We start from the raw sequence: 13,820 nt of genomic DNA, 5'->3' as shown, positions 1-13,820 counted from the left end.
CGACGACATGGACACGCTCCCACCCGGCAACACGGCCAGGTTCGCGGCCAAACCGCTGACCCGCGGTGGGACGCCGCTGTCGACGTGGTTGGCCGCTCTCGATCGGAACCCGCTCCCGCCACTGGATCTGAGCGCGTGCCCCGGGCTGGTCGTAGTGGCGCCCCATCCCGACGATGAAACCCTCGGAGTGGGGGCCACGGCGGCGCAGATCGCCGCCTCGGGCGTCGATGTCAAGGTGGTCTCGGTCAGCGACGGCGGCGCCGCTGATCCCGGCTCGACGCCGCGGGACCGAACGCGTCTGGAAATCACCCGAAAGCGCGAACTGCGCAGATCTGCGGGCATCCTGGGACTGACCCCACCGGTGGCGCTGGGGCTTCCCGACGGAGACTTGGCCCGCCACGAGGACGAACTGGCCGAGTCGCTCGTGCAAATCCTGCAAGGCGCTGCGCCCGGAACCTGGTGCGCCGCCACCTGGCGCGGCGACGGGCATCCCGATCACGAAGCCGTGGGCCGGGCGGCAGCCACCGCCTGCGCGCGGACGGGCACCGCCCTGCTCGAATACCCCATTTGGATGTGGCACTGGGCCCACCCCTTCGACCCCGCGGTGCCCTGGAACCGAGCCCGCTCAGCGCCGCTGTCCGACCGGGCGCTCGATCGCAAACGGACGGCGGTGCGGTGTTTTCGCAGCCAGTTCTCGCCCGGTGCCGACGGCTCGCCGCCCGTCCTGCCGCCGTTCGTGCTGGAACGCCTGCTCGCGGTCGGTGAGGTGCTTTTCGGGTGACCGCGCGGCTGCCCGACTCTTACTTCGACCGGATGTACGCCGACGCGGAGGATCCGTGGCAGCTCTCGACGCGGTGGTACGAGGAGCGAAAGTACGCGATCACGACGGCGATGCTCCCCGAACGCCGCTACCAGCACGCGTTCGAGCCCGGTTGTTCGATCGGAACGCTCACCGAGCGACTCGCGCGCCGCTGCGTACACGTGACGGCCGTCGACGTGGCCGACGCGGCAATACGCACTGCTGACGCGCGACTGCGGGAGGCCGGCTGCCGTGACCGCGTGACCCTGGCCCGGTCCTCCCTGGACGGGGCATGGCCACCGGGCCCCTTCGACCTCGTGGTGCTCAGCGAAGTCTGCTACTACCTGCATGCCGACGCGCTGGACGCGGCGCTACGCCGCGAATGCGCGCGGCTACAGCCGGGAGCGACTGTGATCGCCGCGCACTGGCGGCACGCCGTCCTGGACTACCCGCTCAGCGGCGAAGCGGCGCACGCCGTGATCAGGAGAATCCCCGGGTTGGCATCCCTAGCGTCCTACCGAGACCGGGACGTCGTCATCGAGGTGTTCGATACCGGCGACGGCCGTTCGGTGGCGGCCCGCGAGTCGGTCCCGGGAGCGAGCTGACCCGACGGCGGCCAGCCCGCGGCGACTGCACGGCCGGGAAAGTGGGTATCGAGAAGCTATGCGGGTGGCGACGTTCAACATCCTGCACGGTCGCACCGTCGGTGACGGGGTGGATCCGGCGCGCCTGAGCGACGCCGTTCGCCGCCTGAATCCCGACGTGCTGTCCCTGCAGGAGGTTGACTGCGACCAGCCGCGCTCGGAGCTCGCCGACCTGACCGCGGTGGCGGCCGAGGCCATGGGAGCCGTGGAGCACCGGTTCGTCGCCGCGATCTCCGGCACCCCGGGCGCAACGTGGATGGCCGCCACCGGCCACGAGCAACCGGGGACGGCGACCTACGGTATTGCGCTGCTGTCCCGCTTCCCGGCTGCCAGCTGGCAGGTGGTGCGGCTGCCGCGAATCCCGATGCGTTTCCCCATGTACCTGCCGGAACCCGGCCGGGTAATGGTGGTCGACGAGGAACCCCGAGCGGCCGTCATCGCGCAGTTGCACACCCCCAAGGGCGGTCTGACGGTCGCGAACACACACCTGTCGTTCGTGCCCGGCTGGAACCGGCGCCAGTTGCGCCGGCTGGTCCGCGACCTGCGCGGATTTCCCGGGCCACGGCTGCTGACCGGAGACCTCAACATGACGCCGGCCACGGTGCGCCGCTGGTCGGGAATGCGGCCGCTCGCGGTGGCCAAGACCTTCCCGGCGGACGTTCCCGACCGTCAGCTCGATCACATACTGACCGACGACAGCCGATTGCGCGGCGCGGCCGTCAACGCCGAACTCATGCCGATCTCGGATCACCGGCCGCTGGCCGTCGATCTCGAACGCGAGTGATGGCGGGCGACTCTAGGTGTCGGAAGCCCGGTCGGTGGCCAGGCGGCTTTCGACCCGCCCGATGTCGTCCAGTGATGGCATCTCGTCGGTCACCCGGGTGATCTCCACCCCGACGTCGGCGCGGTCCGCCGGACGGTGGGCGGGCGCAAGGAGCTTCTCCGCGATGGCCGACACCTCATCGTCGGACACGCGGCGCGGCAGCAGCGCCAGCAGCGGCGCGTATCCCACCGCCGGCGCCCCATTCGGGTAACCCGCGCGCAGGAAAGCCATCACGCCGGTCACGCGCGCGGCCAGACCCATCGTTCACCTCACTCACCGGACACACCCGCACCAAAGGCGGTGTGCCAGGGATAACCCCACGCGGCGATTTGAAACCATCCCACCAGAGAATTTACGCCGCCGCGCCGCCATTCCCAGCCGCGCACGCCGAAAGGGGCCCGGCCCCACCTGCGGGCCGGACCCCTGAGACGGATTTACTGGTCTTCCTTTTGGCGCTGTTCGGCCGCCTTCGCACCGGCCCGCGCGGACTCGGCTTCAGCTTCCTTCTTGCCCGCATCACGCTGCGCGTCGGCTTTGTCCTGCTGCGCCCGGCCCTCTTCGACCAGGTCGTCGCGCCCGGCGACGGTTCCGCCGACCTCTTCGACCTTGCCCTTGATGCCCTCGACAGCGCCCTTGACCGGGGCGACCGGTCGGGCCGGTTCGCGCGTCGTCGCCAGGCTCAGGGCGCGCGACGTGCCGTGGTCGAGCTCTGTCGCGCACGCGGCGTGGACGTCGTCACCGGGCGAGGTCTGTCCCGGGCACTCCGGGAAGTCGGTGTCGTGATCGACGTTTCCAATCCGATGCCGGCCGATCGCCGGTCCGCCATTGCGGACGTGCTCGCGGCCGCCTCGCGCAACGTCGTCGGCGCCTGCGCCGCTCAGGACGTCCAGCGTCTCGTGATGTCGACCGTCGCGGGCATGGAGGACCCCGTCTTCGATGGGCTGCCCTACTGCGCGGCCAAACGGGCGGCCAGGCGGATTGCGCTCGACGGGCCGGTGCCGACCACGATCGTGAAGTCCACGCTGCGGTACGAATCCGCCACCACCCCGGCCGCGGTGAGCTACCACGACGACGAGGTGATCGTTCAGGACCGGTTGATCCAGCCCATCGCCGCCGACACCGTGGCCGACGTGTTGATCGAGGCGGCCGTCGGACAAACACACCGGCCGCGCACGATTGCCGGCCCGCATCCGGTCCGGCTTCCGGAACTGGCGGCGAACGTGCTCGCATGGGAGGGCGACGACCGTCCTGTTCGCGCGGGGCCATCGGCCGTACCCGTGCTAGGGCCGGGGCGTTGCCGCCTCCCGAGCGGCCGATCATCGTCGGCCCGGACATGGACACCTGGCTCACCACGCGGCCACCGGTGACACGGACGGCGGGGACCGGGCGTCGAGCCCCGGCACGGCGGACTACGAGAAAGTCTGACCGCCTGGATAACGGTTTCGTCACGATCCAGCTTACGATTCCTTAAGATTCCCGGCGCTTTTCTGAGAATTCTCACGGACCCGCCGTCCTTCGGGCTCTCTCGGCCAGCAAACGGCCAGCAAATTGTTCCGCGAAACATCGGACTGCGATTGGGCGGTCGTCGTGAGCGCACGCCGCCTTCGCTCAGGTTCAGCTACTTTGGATTTCGAGGATCGGGAGCCTCTTGAGAAGTATCGATTCGAAAATTCGAAGGACATCACAGACATGAAATTCAGCAGCATTGTCGCGCGTCGGCGGGTGGCCGGCATAAGTGCCGGCTTTCTGCTCGGGGGAATGACCGTGGGCGTCGTCGCTGCGCCCTCGGCGCTGGCCGCACCCGACTGCAGTCCCGGCGGAGTGAACGCCACCGTTTCCTCGGCGCAAGGCTCCGCGCAGCAGTACCTCTCCGCGCACCCGGACGCCAACCAGGTGGTGACGGCGGCCTACGGCCAGCCGCGTCCGGAAGCGGAGTCGAACCTGCGCGGCTACTTCACCGCGCATCCGCAGCAGTATTACGACCTGCGCGGAATCCTGGCGCCGATCGGGGACACGGAACGTCAGTGCAACGTGAAAGCGCTGCCGCCCTACCTGGAGTCGGCCTACCAGGAGTTCATGGCCGGCTGATCGCAGCCCGAGGACGGCCCGCCACGACGTTGTGGCGGGCCGTTTGGCGTGTCGGCTTTGGGCGACGTGTGAACGCTTGCCGCGGTGGGTATTTGTGCAAGCACGTCAGTACCCACGAGTTCGAAGGAGCGGGGATGCGGCTGCGTCGCAGCGACCTCACCAAGCCGGGGATCGCGCGCAAGCGTCGCGGGAAGCACTTTGCCTACTACGGCCCCGACGGGGCTCTGTTGTCCGATCCCCAAGCCCTGCAGCGGATCAAGGAGCTGGTCATCCCGCCGGCGTGGAAGAAGGTCTGGATCTCCCCGTATCCGAACGATCACATCCAGGCGGTGGGAACCGACGCCGCGGGTCGGCGCCAGTACATTTATCACACGGCGTGGCAGCAGGAACGGGCCGAGGAGAAGTTCGACCGCGTGCTGGAACTGTCCACCCGGTTGCCCGAATGGCGGGCCGCCCTCGCCAAAGACCTTAGCCGCAACGGCTTAACGCGGAACCGAGTGCTCGCCGTCGCGTTGCGCATCCTCGATCGAGGATACTTCCGCGCCGGCGGGGAGCAGTACGCCGAGGAACACGAGTCCTACGGGATGGCCACCATGCTCTGCGAGCACGTGACGGTCCGGCGCAACGCCGTCGGTTTCGACTTTCCCGGCAAGAGCGGCGTGCGCAGGTGCGTCGAGATCGAGGACACCGAAGTCGTCCGGGCCGTGCGAGCGTTGATGCGCCGCCCCAATCGGACCGAGCGACTGCTGGTGTGCCGCACCTCCTCCGGATGGGTCGACCTTCGCTCCGACGACCTCAACGCCCGATTCAAGGAGCTGGTCGGCGACGAGTACACGGTCAAGGACCTGCGCACCTGGCACGGTACGGTGCTGGCCGCCACGGCGTTCGCCGACGCCGACCCCGCCGTGTCGCAACGGGTCGCCAAGCGCGTCGAGTCGGCCGTGATGAAGGAGGTCGCCGAGGGGCTGGGCAACACGCCGGCCGTCGCGCGGGGATCCTACGTGGATCCCCGGGTCGTCGCCGGCTACGAGCAGGGGCTGACCATCGCCGCCGCGGCCCGGCGCGCCGAACGCACCCCAGAGCCCGACGCGGCGCAGGAAACGCTGGAGAAGGCCACCCGGCTGCTGATCCGACGGGTGGCCAAGGGCCACAGCGGATCCGGCGGTTCCACGTTGGCCAAGAGTGCGTGAGTATGGCCGCGCAAACTCGAAGGCGTCGCCGAAGCCATGCAGTGCTCGCCATGCGAAGTGTTCGGTGCGCCGGGGTTAGCGCGGGTCAGGAAGCGCGCGTCCGCTCAGCCCGGGTCGACCGGGTCGACCGCGTCGACCGCAGATACGATCTTAGCTTGGGCCACCCCGACATTGCGCGCGACCGCGCCCTCGTTGCGGGGCAGCGGGATGACCGTCACCCGCCCGTCGGATCGATCCGCTATCCGAGCGGCGGCAGGCACAGAGCAGTCTTGGGATGCGTTGTCCACCAAGATGATCGAGCAGTCAAACGTATCGAGGAGCCGATCGAGGACCGCGCAGAGTTCGTCGCAGCGGTCACGGGTCGCGATGACGAATGAGGTACTAGGCTTGGTCGCCATGACTGCAGCGGCTACCCCAAACCCGACGACTGAAACGGAGTTTCATCACCGGGCCAGCGGGCACGAGACGGCGATGCGTTCCGTCTCGCGTGTCCTGGTCACCGGGGGCGCCGGTTTCCTGGGAGCTCACCTATGTGGGCGGCTGCTCGACGCCGGCGCCGAGGTGGTCAGCGTCGACGACCTGTCCACCAGCCCGCCGGGCGCGGCGACCCGGCTGACCCGGCGCGCCGGGTATCACTTTGTGCAGCACGACATCTGCGATCCCGGCGTGATCGGACTGGTGGGTGCCGACTTCGACACCGTGTTCCATCTGGCTTCGCCGGCCTCGCCGATCGACTACCAGAGGTTGCCGCTGGCGACCCTGCGCGCCGGATCGGCCGGCACCGAGACGGCGCTGCAGATCGCCGAACGGGACGGGGCCCGCCTGGTGCTGGCCTCCACCAGTGAGGTCTACGGCGATCCCGAGCAGCACCCGCAACCGGAAACGTACTGGGGCAACGTCAATCCCGTCGGCCCGCGCAGTGTGTACGACGAGGCCAAGCGGTATGCGGAGGCCTTGGCGTTCGCCTATCGCCGACTCGGCCGGGTCGACGTCGGGGTGGCGCGCATCTTCAACACCTACGGGCCGGGCATGCGCGCCGACGACGGCCGCATGGTCCCGACGTTTTGCCGCCAGGCGCTGCGGGGCGAACCGATGACGGTGGCGGGCAGCGGCCTGCAGACGCGTTCCCTGTGCTTCGTCGACGACACCGTCGCGGGCCTGATGGCGTTGGCGCGCACCGACTTCAGCGGCCCCGTCAACATCGGTAACCCGATGGAACTCACGGTGCTGGCCGCGGCCGAGTTGATCCGGGACCTGGCGGGCAGCAAGTCGACGATCCGGCTCACCCCGCCGGCCGAGGACGACCCGCAGCGCCGCTGCCCCGACATCACGCTGGCCCGCGAGCAGCTGGGCTGGCAGCCGCGTGTCGACTACCGCACGGGCCTCGCCACCACCGTCGCGTGGTTCCGCACCACGGTGGCCGACGAACCCGGGCCAGGCCTCTCCCGGGCCCCCCAGCAACTGGCGCAGTAGGAGGTGCGGTGCGGATTCTCGGAGTCAATGCGGTCTTTCACGACTTGGCGGCGGCGCTGGTCGTCGACGGCGAGATAGTGGCGGCCGCCGAGGAGGAGCGGTTCTCCCGGCGCAAGCACGGTCGCCGCAGCCGTCGAGGCGCTGGCCGACCGGGTCGGCGGGCGAATCACCGGCGTCTTCACCGCGGCCGGGATCGACTCGTGCGGGACCCTCGAAGAGGTACCCGCCAAGGAGTGAGAGCAGGTCATCGCGGTCAACCTGGTCGGAACCGCGGCCGTCATCCGCGCGGCGCTGCCCTACCTGAAGTCCACCCGCGGGCGGATCGTCACGTGCGCATCGACGCTGGGCATCAAAGTGGTTGCACCGATGGTGCGAGCTGCTGGAGTAGGCCGGAATCCCCTGTGAACGCGCCTGCACGGCGTCACGTTCGCGGAAGTCCAGGCCGCCCGCCAGACCAACGCCGCGCAGGGGCGGCGGATCGCCGCGGCGCTGCGGCGGACGCTGGGCCGCCCGCTGTCAGGCTGCCGGGTCACCGCGCTCGGCCTGACGTTCAAGGCCGCCACCAGCGACACCCGTGAGTCCCCCGCGCTGGCGGCCTGCCTGGAACTCGCCGGGGCGGGGGCCCAGGTGATGGGTTACGACCCGCAGCTGCCCCACATCGACCCCGGTGTCCTGCACGGCAGCCGGGTGACAGGTGTGGACGATCCGTACCGCGCCGCCAAGGCGGCCGAGGCGATCGTGGTGTTGACCGAGTGGCCGCAATTTCGCGATCTCGACTGGCGGACCGTCGCGCGCGACGCGCCGCTCGCCGTCGTGCTCGACACCCGCAACCTGCTAGATCCGGCCGCGGTGCGTGCCGCCGGGATGCGCTACCTGGGAAACGGTGTGCCACAGGGGTTCTAGCCGGCGCCGGCAGCCCGACATCCTGACAGGCCGCTGAGAATTCGGCGGTGACCGCGCGGAAAGGAATAACGGCGGCCATTTCGGGTAACACCCATCCCTGTGGGAAGTGCCCTCCCCGCCCACGGGCGAGCGGCGGGCACACCGTTGCCCTCGCCCGCGGTGAAAGAACACCGACGGGCGCGACCCACCATCCCGACGGCCCGACGAGCGGTGCGTGCGAACCCGTCCCCGCCCGAGCCGTCTGTCTAGGAGGGAACTCAATGTCGAAGCAAGAGGTCTCGGACTACCTGTTGGAGCGGCTGCGGGCGTGGGGCGTCGAGCACGTCTTCGGCTACCCCGGCGACGGCATCAACGGCATCCTCGCCGCCTGGGGTCGCGCGGACAACAAGCCGAAGTTCGTCCAGTCGCGCCACGAGGAGATGAGCGCCTTCGAGGCCGTGGGCTACGCCAAGTTCACCGGCCGGGTCGGAGTGTGTGCGGCGACCTCCGGACCGGGCGCCATCCACCTGCTCAACGGCCTCTACGACGCCAAGCTCGACCACGTGCCGGTGGTCGCCATCGTGGGGCAGACCAACCGGACCGCCATGGGCGGCAACTATCAGCAGGAGGTCGACCTGCTGAACCTCTTCAAGGATGTCGCCAGCGACTACGTCCAGATGGTCACCGTTCCCGAGCAGTTGCCCAACGTGCTGGACCGCGCCATCCGGATCGCGATGACCCAGCGGGCCCCGACCGCACTGATCATTCCCAGTGACGTGCAGGAGCTGCCCTACTCGCCGCCCGAGCACGCGTTCAAGATGGTGCCGTCCAGCCTAGGGATCGAGTACCCCGCCATCGCCCCCGACGACGCGGCGATCGCGCGCGCCGCCGAGATCCTCAACGCGGGCAAGAAGGTCGCCATCCTGGTGGGCACCGGTGCGCGCGGGGCGCGCGAGGAGCTGGGCCAAGTGGCCGACCTGCTCGGCGCCGGGGCGGCCAAGGCGCTGCTGGGCAAGGACGTGCTTTCCGACGAATTGCCGTGGGTCACCGGCTCCATCGGCCTGCTGGGCACGCGGCCCAGCTACGAGCTGATGCGGGATTGCGACACGCTGCTGACGGTCGGGTCCAGCTTCCCCTACACGCAGTTCCTGCCCGAGTTCGGGCAGTGCCGCGCGGTGCAGATCGACGTCGACGGCCGCTTGATCGGGATGCGCTACCCCTACGAGGTCAACGTCGTCGCCGACGCGAAGACCGCGTTGCGGGCGCTGATTCCGCACCTGCGCCGCAAGGAGGAACGGTCCTGGCGGGAAGGGATCGAGAAGAACGTCGCGCGGTGGTGGGAAACGATGGACATGGAGGCGCACGTCGGCGCCGACCCGATCAACCCGATGCGGATGTTCTCCGAGCTGTCCCCGCAACTGCCCGACGACGCGATCGTCACGGCCGACTCCGGGTCGGCGGCCAACTGGTACGCCCGTCAGCTGAAGTTCCGCGGCGACATGCGGGGGTCGCTGTCGGGCACCCTCGCCACGATGGGCCCGGCGGTCCCTTACGCGATCGGCGCCAAGTTCGCCCACCCGGGGCGTCCCGCCATCGCGTTCGTCGGTGACGGCGCCATGCAGATGAACGGCATGGCCGAGCTGATCACGATCAAGCGCTACTGGCGGGAGTGGGACGACCCGCGCCTGATCATCGCGATCCTGCACAACAACGATCTGAACCAGGTCACCTGGGAGATGCGGGCCATGGCCGGCTCCCCGAAATTCGCGGAGTCCCAGACGCTTCCGGATGTCGACTTCGCGGCGTTCGCGGCGGGGCTGGGCCTCAATGCGATGGCCATCAAGGACCCGGAGGAACTCGGGGACGCGTGGCGCCACGCGCTGACCGCGGACCGTCCCACCGTGCTCGACGTCTTCACCGACCCCGACATGCCGCCGATTCCGCCGCACGCCACCTGGGATCAGTTCAAGGCCGCCACCACCGCGGTGCTGTCCGGGGACGAGGATCGCGTCGGCTTCGTCAAAGTCGGCCTGAAGACCAAGGCCCAGGAGTTCCTGCCGCACCGGAAGAGCTGACCGAGCGCGGGGTCACACCCCGTCGGCGGCGGAGCGTGCGCCACGCAGGTCCTCGACGAAGGATTTATAGGCCTCGTCGTGGCGATCGCTGCGGTCGCGCAGCACCGCCGACGGGTGCACCGTGGCCACGACGACCGGTTCGGGTGTGACCGGCGCGCCCAGCACCGCCCGGGGCAGTCGCAGCTCCTCGCCGCGGTGGGTGGAGACGCGAAAGTCCGCGCCCAACAGCGATTGCGCGGCCGTCGCGCCCAGGCACACGATCACCTGCGGGCGCACCGCGTCGATCTCGGCGAGCAGCCACGGCCGGCACGCGACAACTTCTGTGCGGCTTGGTTTCTGGTGTATCCGCCGCTTGCCGTCCTTGCGGGTGAACTTGAAATGCTTGACAGCGTTGGTCTGGTAGGTCACCGACGGGTCGATGCCGGCGTCCGCCAGGGCGCGGGCCAGGAGCCGGCCGGCGGGCCCGACGAAGGGCTCCCCCGCCCGGTCCTCCCGGTCACCCGGTTGCTCGCCCACCAGCATGATCGGCGCCCCCGCAGCGCCGCGACCGAACACCGCCTGCGTGGCGTCCTCGAACAACGCACAGCCGTGGCAGCCCTGGGCCGCCGCCCGCAACGATTCCAGCCCGTGGTCCTGAGGGACGTAGCGGGCGGCGCCGGCCGTCTGCGCTGTCGCCATGAACCTGGCGCTCTGGCGCCTAGCCCTTCCCGATGATGGCGTCGCGGGCGCGGTCGAGCATGGCCGCGAACGGGCCCGCCGCGAGGTTGGCCACCTGCGACTCCACGCCGGCGTGCGGCCGGGTGGGCGCGACGGCCTCGGCGAGCTTGGCGGCGCGACCCATCCGTTTGAGTTCGTCGGCGCTCAGCTGCTCACCGAGCTTGGCGAATTCCTCCGCTTCCTCGTGATCGGCATGCCTCACCACTGCGTCGCGAAGCTTGCTCAGCTTCTGCGTGAACTCCGCGCTGTCGACGTCGAGCCTCTCCAGCTCGGAGAGCACCTTTTTCGCCTCGCTTTCTTCCTCGAGCCGGGCGCTGACGATGGTCTGGCCGTCGGCGATCTTCCGTTTCGCCCGCGGGTGGACGATCTCCTCCTCGGCGGTCTCGTGCACGGCGAGCAGACGCCGCAGGCCGACGAATGCGCTTTCGCGGTCTTCGCCCGATGCGGACAGCGTCCGCTCGAACAGCGACTTGATCTGCTGGTGCTGAGTGACAAGGAAGTCGACCACGTCGGTGGGCGACTGGATGGCGGTTTCGGCCATGGTGTCCTCCCGGTTCAATCCTCAACGCGTGCCGGGCTGTTGGCGCGCGCTAACCGGAGGTCTACCCATCACCATGTCGACCAAACCCCGTGTAGCCGTGGACATGCGGGCATTGCTGACAAAGAGGAACGCCCAGGGAAGTGACCGTGGCCGCCGGCAGAGGCCCCGGAATCCACCGTGGCGCGTGAATGCGGCACCTGGCGGCAGAAGGACGACCGGCGAGTGTTCGTGCCACACCCCGACCGCGGCAAGGTCGCCGCCGTGGACGTCGCAACACTGCGCCAGGTCCGGGAGTCGCAGCGTCACGGGTCTCTCCTCGCTTTCGGTTCGCCTCGCGTCGACCAACGACAGACAGATGCTACGTATACAAGGGTACTTATGCGTAGCAGCGCAACGTATCCACTGCGATAGCCAGAGGAGTGATCCGCGGTAGATAGGAGTTGACCAGTATATTTGCGTTCGGCACGCTCATCCGGACGCTCGGATGCAACTCACCGCGGCGACGTATATGTGCAGCGCTGCACCCCCTCGAGAGCATCGGCTACATTCGGGGCAGGATCCCCGGACAAGGAGGGCCGAGGCGTGAGCAATCCCCAGGATCCGCTCGGCGGCGGTCCCCTTCCGCCGTTCACCTACGACCCGCTCGGCAGGCCGCCGCCACCGCCCCGCCGGTCTACCTCCCCCCGCCGCCCCCGCCGCCTCCCCCCTCGGTAAATGCGCTCGCGACGCTGTCGCTGGTGTTCGCGTTCGTGTTCGCCCCCGTGGGGGCGATTCTGGGGCATCTCGGGCTCGCGCAGATCCGACGCACCGGCGAGCTCGGCCGCGACCGCGCCGTGGTGGGCATCGTGCTGTCGTACGCATTCATCGCGTCGACCGTGGTCGCGCTGGCCGCGTGGGCGGCCTTCGCGGCGTTCGCGCCCGCGCCCAGCCGGACCGCGGCGCCCGCCCCCACGGCGGCCCCCGCGCCGGCCCCGCCCGCGGTCGCCCCGGCCGCCGTGGCCGCCCTGTTGCCCGGCCTCGACGCGCTCGAGAGCATGACCGCCGACCGGAACCTCGAGGCGGGCCAGACGTGGGACCGCCCCAGCCGGTCCGACCGGGAAGGGACCATCGACCGCGCGGAGTGCTGGGGAAGCATCGCCCCGGGGACCCCGGACGCCTACGCCGCCGGCGTCATCCTCGGCTACCACGCGCAGGAATTCTCCGACACGCGCACGCTGCTCAAGTCGGTACAGGTCATTCAGGCCGCCGCGGCGTTCCGCGACCCGCCCGCCGCCCAATCGCAATTGGATGGGGTGTTGGCCGGATGGCGCCAGTGCGGCGGGACGACGGTGCGGGTGACCATCCCCGGCGCCGGGCCGATCCCCTTCACCTTGAGCGCCCCGGCCGACGGCGGCAACGGCATCAGCACCCTGGACCTGGCGCCCACCGGACTGCAGATTCGCTCCACCCGCGCGATCGCAACCAAAGCCAACGTCGTGGTCGACCTCTACGTCTCCTGCAGCGGTACCACCGACGGCGATCGCCCCCGCCAGGCCGCCGTCAGCATCGCCAACTACGTGCTCGACAAGATCCCCGGCTGACGGGACCGCCGTAGGGTGGGTGCATGAAATATCTCGACGTCGAGGGCATCGGGCGGGTCAGCCGAATCGGCCTGGGCACCTGGCAGTTCGGCTCCCGTGAATGGGGCTACGGGGACCGGTACGCCTCCGGCGCGGCGGGCGACATCGTCCGCCGCGCGCTCGATTCCGGGGTGACGCTGTTCGACACGGCCGAGGTCTACGGGCTGGGGAAGAGCGAGCGGATCCTCGGGGAGGCTCTGGGCAGCCGGCGCGCCGAGGTCGCGGTCGCCAGCAAGATCATGCCCGTCGCCCCGTTCCCCGCCGTGGTCAGGCAGCGCGAGCGCGCCAGCGCCCGGCGCCTCGGCCTGGACCGCATCCCCCTCTACCAGATCCATCAGGCGAACCCCGTGTTCCCGGATTCGGTGATCATGCCGGGGATGCGCGACCTGCTCGACAGCGGGAAGATCGGCGCGGCCGGCGTCTCGAACTACTCGCTCGAGCGGTGGCGCAAGGCCGATGCCGCGCTCGGTCGGCCGGTCATCAGCAACCAGGTGCACTTCTCTCTCGCGCACGCCAACGCGCTGAGCGACCTGGTGCCGTTCGCCGAGCGGGAGAATCGCATCGTGATCGCGTACAGCCCGTTGGCGCAGGGGTTGCTCGGCGGCAAGTACGGGCCGGACAACCGCCCCGGCGGGGTCCGCGCGGTGAACCCGTTGTTCGGCACGGAGAACCTCCGGCGCATCGAGCCGCTGCTGCAGACGCTGCGCGACGTGGCGTCCGAGGTGGGGGCGAAGCCTGCGCAGGTGGCGCTGGCGTGGCTGATCAGCTTGCCCGGCGTGGTGGCCATCCCGGGCGCGTCCGGCGTCGAGCAGCTCGAGTTCAACGTCGCCGCGGCCGACATCGAGCTGCGCCCGGAATCCCGCGATGCCCTGACCGAGGCCGCCCGCGCGTTCCGCCCGGTCTCGAACGGGCGCTTCCTCACCGACCTGGTCCGGGAGAAGTTGGGCCGCAAGTGACCACGGCGCACCG

At 69.8% G+C, this 13,820-nt stretch carries 12 protein-coding genes and 6 pseudogenes; 13 read left to right on the top strand and 5 right to left on the bottom strand.

Annotated elements, in window-relative coordinates; genetic code table 11:
• The first annotated feature begins 7 nt into the window (after positions 1-7).
• Genes G6N56_RS24920 through G6N56_RS24910 form a run of 3 tightly spaced genes read left to right on the top strand, consistent with a single transcriptional unit; the run spans position 8 to position 2,227 of the window.
• A complete protein-coding gene (locus G6N56_RS24920) occupies positions 8-781 on the top strand; it encodes a PIG-L deacetylase family protein (protein WP_085254708.1) in 774 nt (257 codons plus the stop codon).
• Positions 778-1,404: an SAM-dependent methyltransferase gene (locus G6N56_RS24915; protein ID WP_085254709.1), complete on the top strand. Its 627-nt coding sequence runs from the start codon at positions 778-780 to the stop codon at positions 1,402-1,404. Before G6N56_RS24920 ends, G6N56_RS24915 begins: the two co-directional genes overlap by 4 nt.
• A gap of 58 nt (positions 1,405-1,462) precedes the next feature.
• Positions 1,463-2,227, top strand: a complete 765-nt coding sequence (locus G6N56_RS24910; protein ID WP_085254710.1) for an endonuclease/exonuclease/phosphatase family protein — start codon at positions 1,463-1,465, stop codon at positions 2,225-2,227.
• 12 nt (positions 2,228-2,239) lie between these two features.
• Here the strand turns inward: G6N56_RS24910 and G6N56_RS24905 are convergent, their stop codons facing one another.
• The gene (locus tag G6N56_RS24905; protein ID WP_085254711.1) at positions 2,240-2,527 is read right to left on the bottom strand and encodes a DUF3349 domain-containing protein; all 288 of its coding nucleotides are present in this window, start codon (positions 2,525-2,527) and stop codon (positions 2,240-2,242) included.
• Between the two features lie 173 nt (positions 2,528-2,700).
• Complete coding sequence (mbp1, locus tag G6N56_RS24900) at positions 2,701-2,943, bottom strand: microaggregate-binding protein 1 (protein ID WP_085254721.1); 243 nt, start codon at positions 2,941-2,943, stop codon at positions 2,701-2,703.
• On the opposite strand from mbp1, the pseudogene G6N56_RS24895 reads away from it, so the two are divergent.
• The 3 genes and pseudogenes from G6N56_RS24895 (at position 2,882) to G6N56_RS24885 (ending at position 5,544) form a co-directional block, all read left to right on the top strand.
• A pseudogene (locus tag G6N56_RS24895) lies at positions 2,882-3,737 on the top strand (SDR family oxidoreductase). The gene mbp1 and the pseudogene G6N56_RS24895 sit on opposite strands and share 62 nt — an antisense overlap.
• A 218-nt stretch (positions 3,738-3,955) precedes the next feature.
• Positions 3,956-4,354: a heme-binding protein gene (locus G6N56_RS24890; RefSeq protein ID WP_085254712.1), complete on the top strand. Its 399-nt coding sequence runs from the start codon at positions 3,956-3,958 to the stop codon at positions 4,352-4,354.
• Between the two features lie 134 nt (positions 4,355-4,488).
• Positions 4,489-5,544, top strand: coding sequence for a DNA topoisomerase IB (locus G6N56_RS24885; protein WP_085254713.1), 1,056 nt, complete (start codon positions 4,489-4,491; stop codon positions 5,542-5,544).
• Positions 5,545-5,648: 104 nt separating this feature from the next.
• On the opposite strand, the gene G6N56_RS24880 is transcribed toward G6N56_RS24885, so the two are convergent.
• Positions 5,649-5,942, bottom strand: coding sequence for a glycosyltransferase family 2 protein (locus G6N56_RS24880; protein WP_085254714.1), 294 nt, complete (start codon positions 5,940-5,942; stop codon positions 5,649-5,651).
• Here G6N56_RS24880 and G6N56_RS24875 point away from each other — a divergent pair.
• From G6N56_RS24875 to G6N56_RS24855, 5 genes and pseudogenes are all read left to right on the top strand, one after another.
• The gene (locus G6N56_RS24875) at positions 5,941-7,017 is read left to right on the top strand and encodes an NAD-dependent epimerase/dehydratase family protein (protein ID WP_085254715.1); all 1,077 of its coding nucleotides are present in this window, start codon (positions 5,941-5,943) and stop codon (positions 7,015-7,017) included. The genes G6N56_RS24880 and G6N56_RS24875 overlap by 2 nt on opposite strands.
• 8 nt (positions 7,018-7,025) lie before the next feature.
• Positions 7,026-7,142, top strand: a pseudogene (locus tag G6N56_RS29670) (carbamoyltransferase N-terminal domain-containing protein); the annotation flags it as partial.
• Positions 7,138-7,380 (top strand): annotated as a pseudogene (locus tag G6N56_RS29310) (SDR family NAD(P)-dependent oxidoreductase); the annotation flags it as partial. The pseudogenes G6N56_RS29670 and G6N56_RS29310, both read left to right, overlap by 5 nt.
• Before the next feature lie 51 nt (positions 7,381-7,431).
• Positions 7,432-7,920: pseudogene (locus tag G6N56_RS29305) on the top strand (UDP binding domain-containing protein); the annotation flags it as partial.
• Between the two features lie 260 nt (positions 7,921-8,180).
• A complete protein-coding gene (locus G6N56_RS24855; protein ID WP_085254716.1) occupies positions 8,181-9,974 on the top strand; it encodes a thiamine pyrophosphate-requiring protein in 1,794 nt (597 codons plus the stop codon).
• A gap of 12 nt (positions 9,975-9,986) precedes the next feature.
• Here the strand turns inward: G6N56_RS24855 and G6N56_RS24850 are convergent.
• A pseudogene (locus tag G6N56_RS24850) lies at positions 9,987-10,655 on the bottom strand (UdgX family uracil-DNA binding protein); the annotation flags it as partial.
• A gap of 16 nt (positions 10,656-10,671) precedes the next feature.
• Positions 10,672-11,232 carry a hemerythrin domain-containing protein gene (locus G6N56_RS24845; protein ID WP_085254718.1) on the bottom strand — a complete coding sequence of 187 codons (561 nt, stop codon included), beginning with the start codon at positions 11,230-11,232 and terminating at the stop codon, positions 10,672-10,674.
• 582 nt (positions 11,233-11,814) lie between these two features.
• Here G6N56_RS24845 and G6N56_RS24840 point away from each other — a divergent pair.
• Together G6N56_RS24840 and G6N56_RS24835 are read left to right on the top strand one after the other, a co-directional pair.
• Positions 11,815-12,812, top strand: a pseudogene (locus tag G6N56_RS24840) (sensor domain-containing protein).
• A 23-nt stretch (positions 12,813-12,835) separates the two neighbouring features.
• Positions 12,836-13,807: an aldo/keto reductase gene (locus tag G6N56_RS24835; RefSeq protein WP_085256361.1), complete on the top strand. Its 972-nt coding sequence runs from the start codon at positions 12,836-12,838 to the stop codon at positions 13,805-13,807.
• Positions 13,808-13,820: the final 13 nt, after the last annotated feature.

Origin of the sequence: Mycobacterium saskatchewanense, from assembly GCF_010729105.1 — a bacterium.
Lineage (GTDB): Bacteria > Actinomycetota > Actinomycetes > Mycobacteriales > Mycobacteriaceae > Mycobacterium > Mycobacterium saskatchewanense.
Note: the sequence above shows the minus strand (reverse complement) of the source record. Positions and strands in the feature narration are given on the sequence as shown.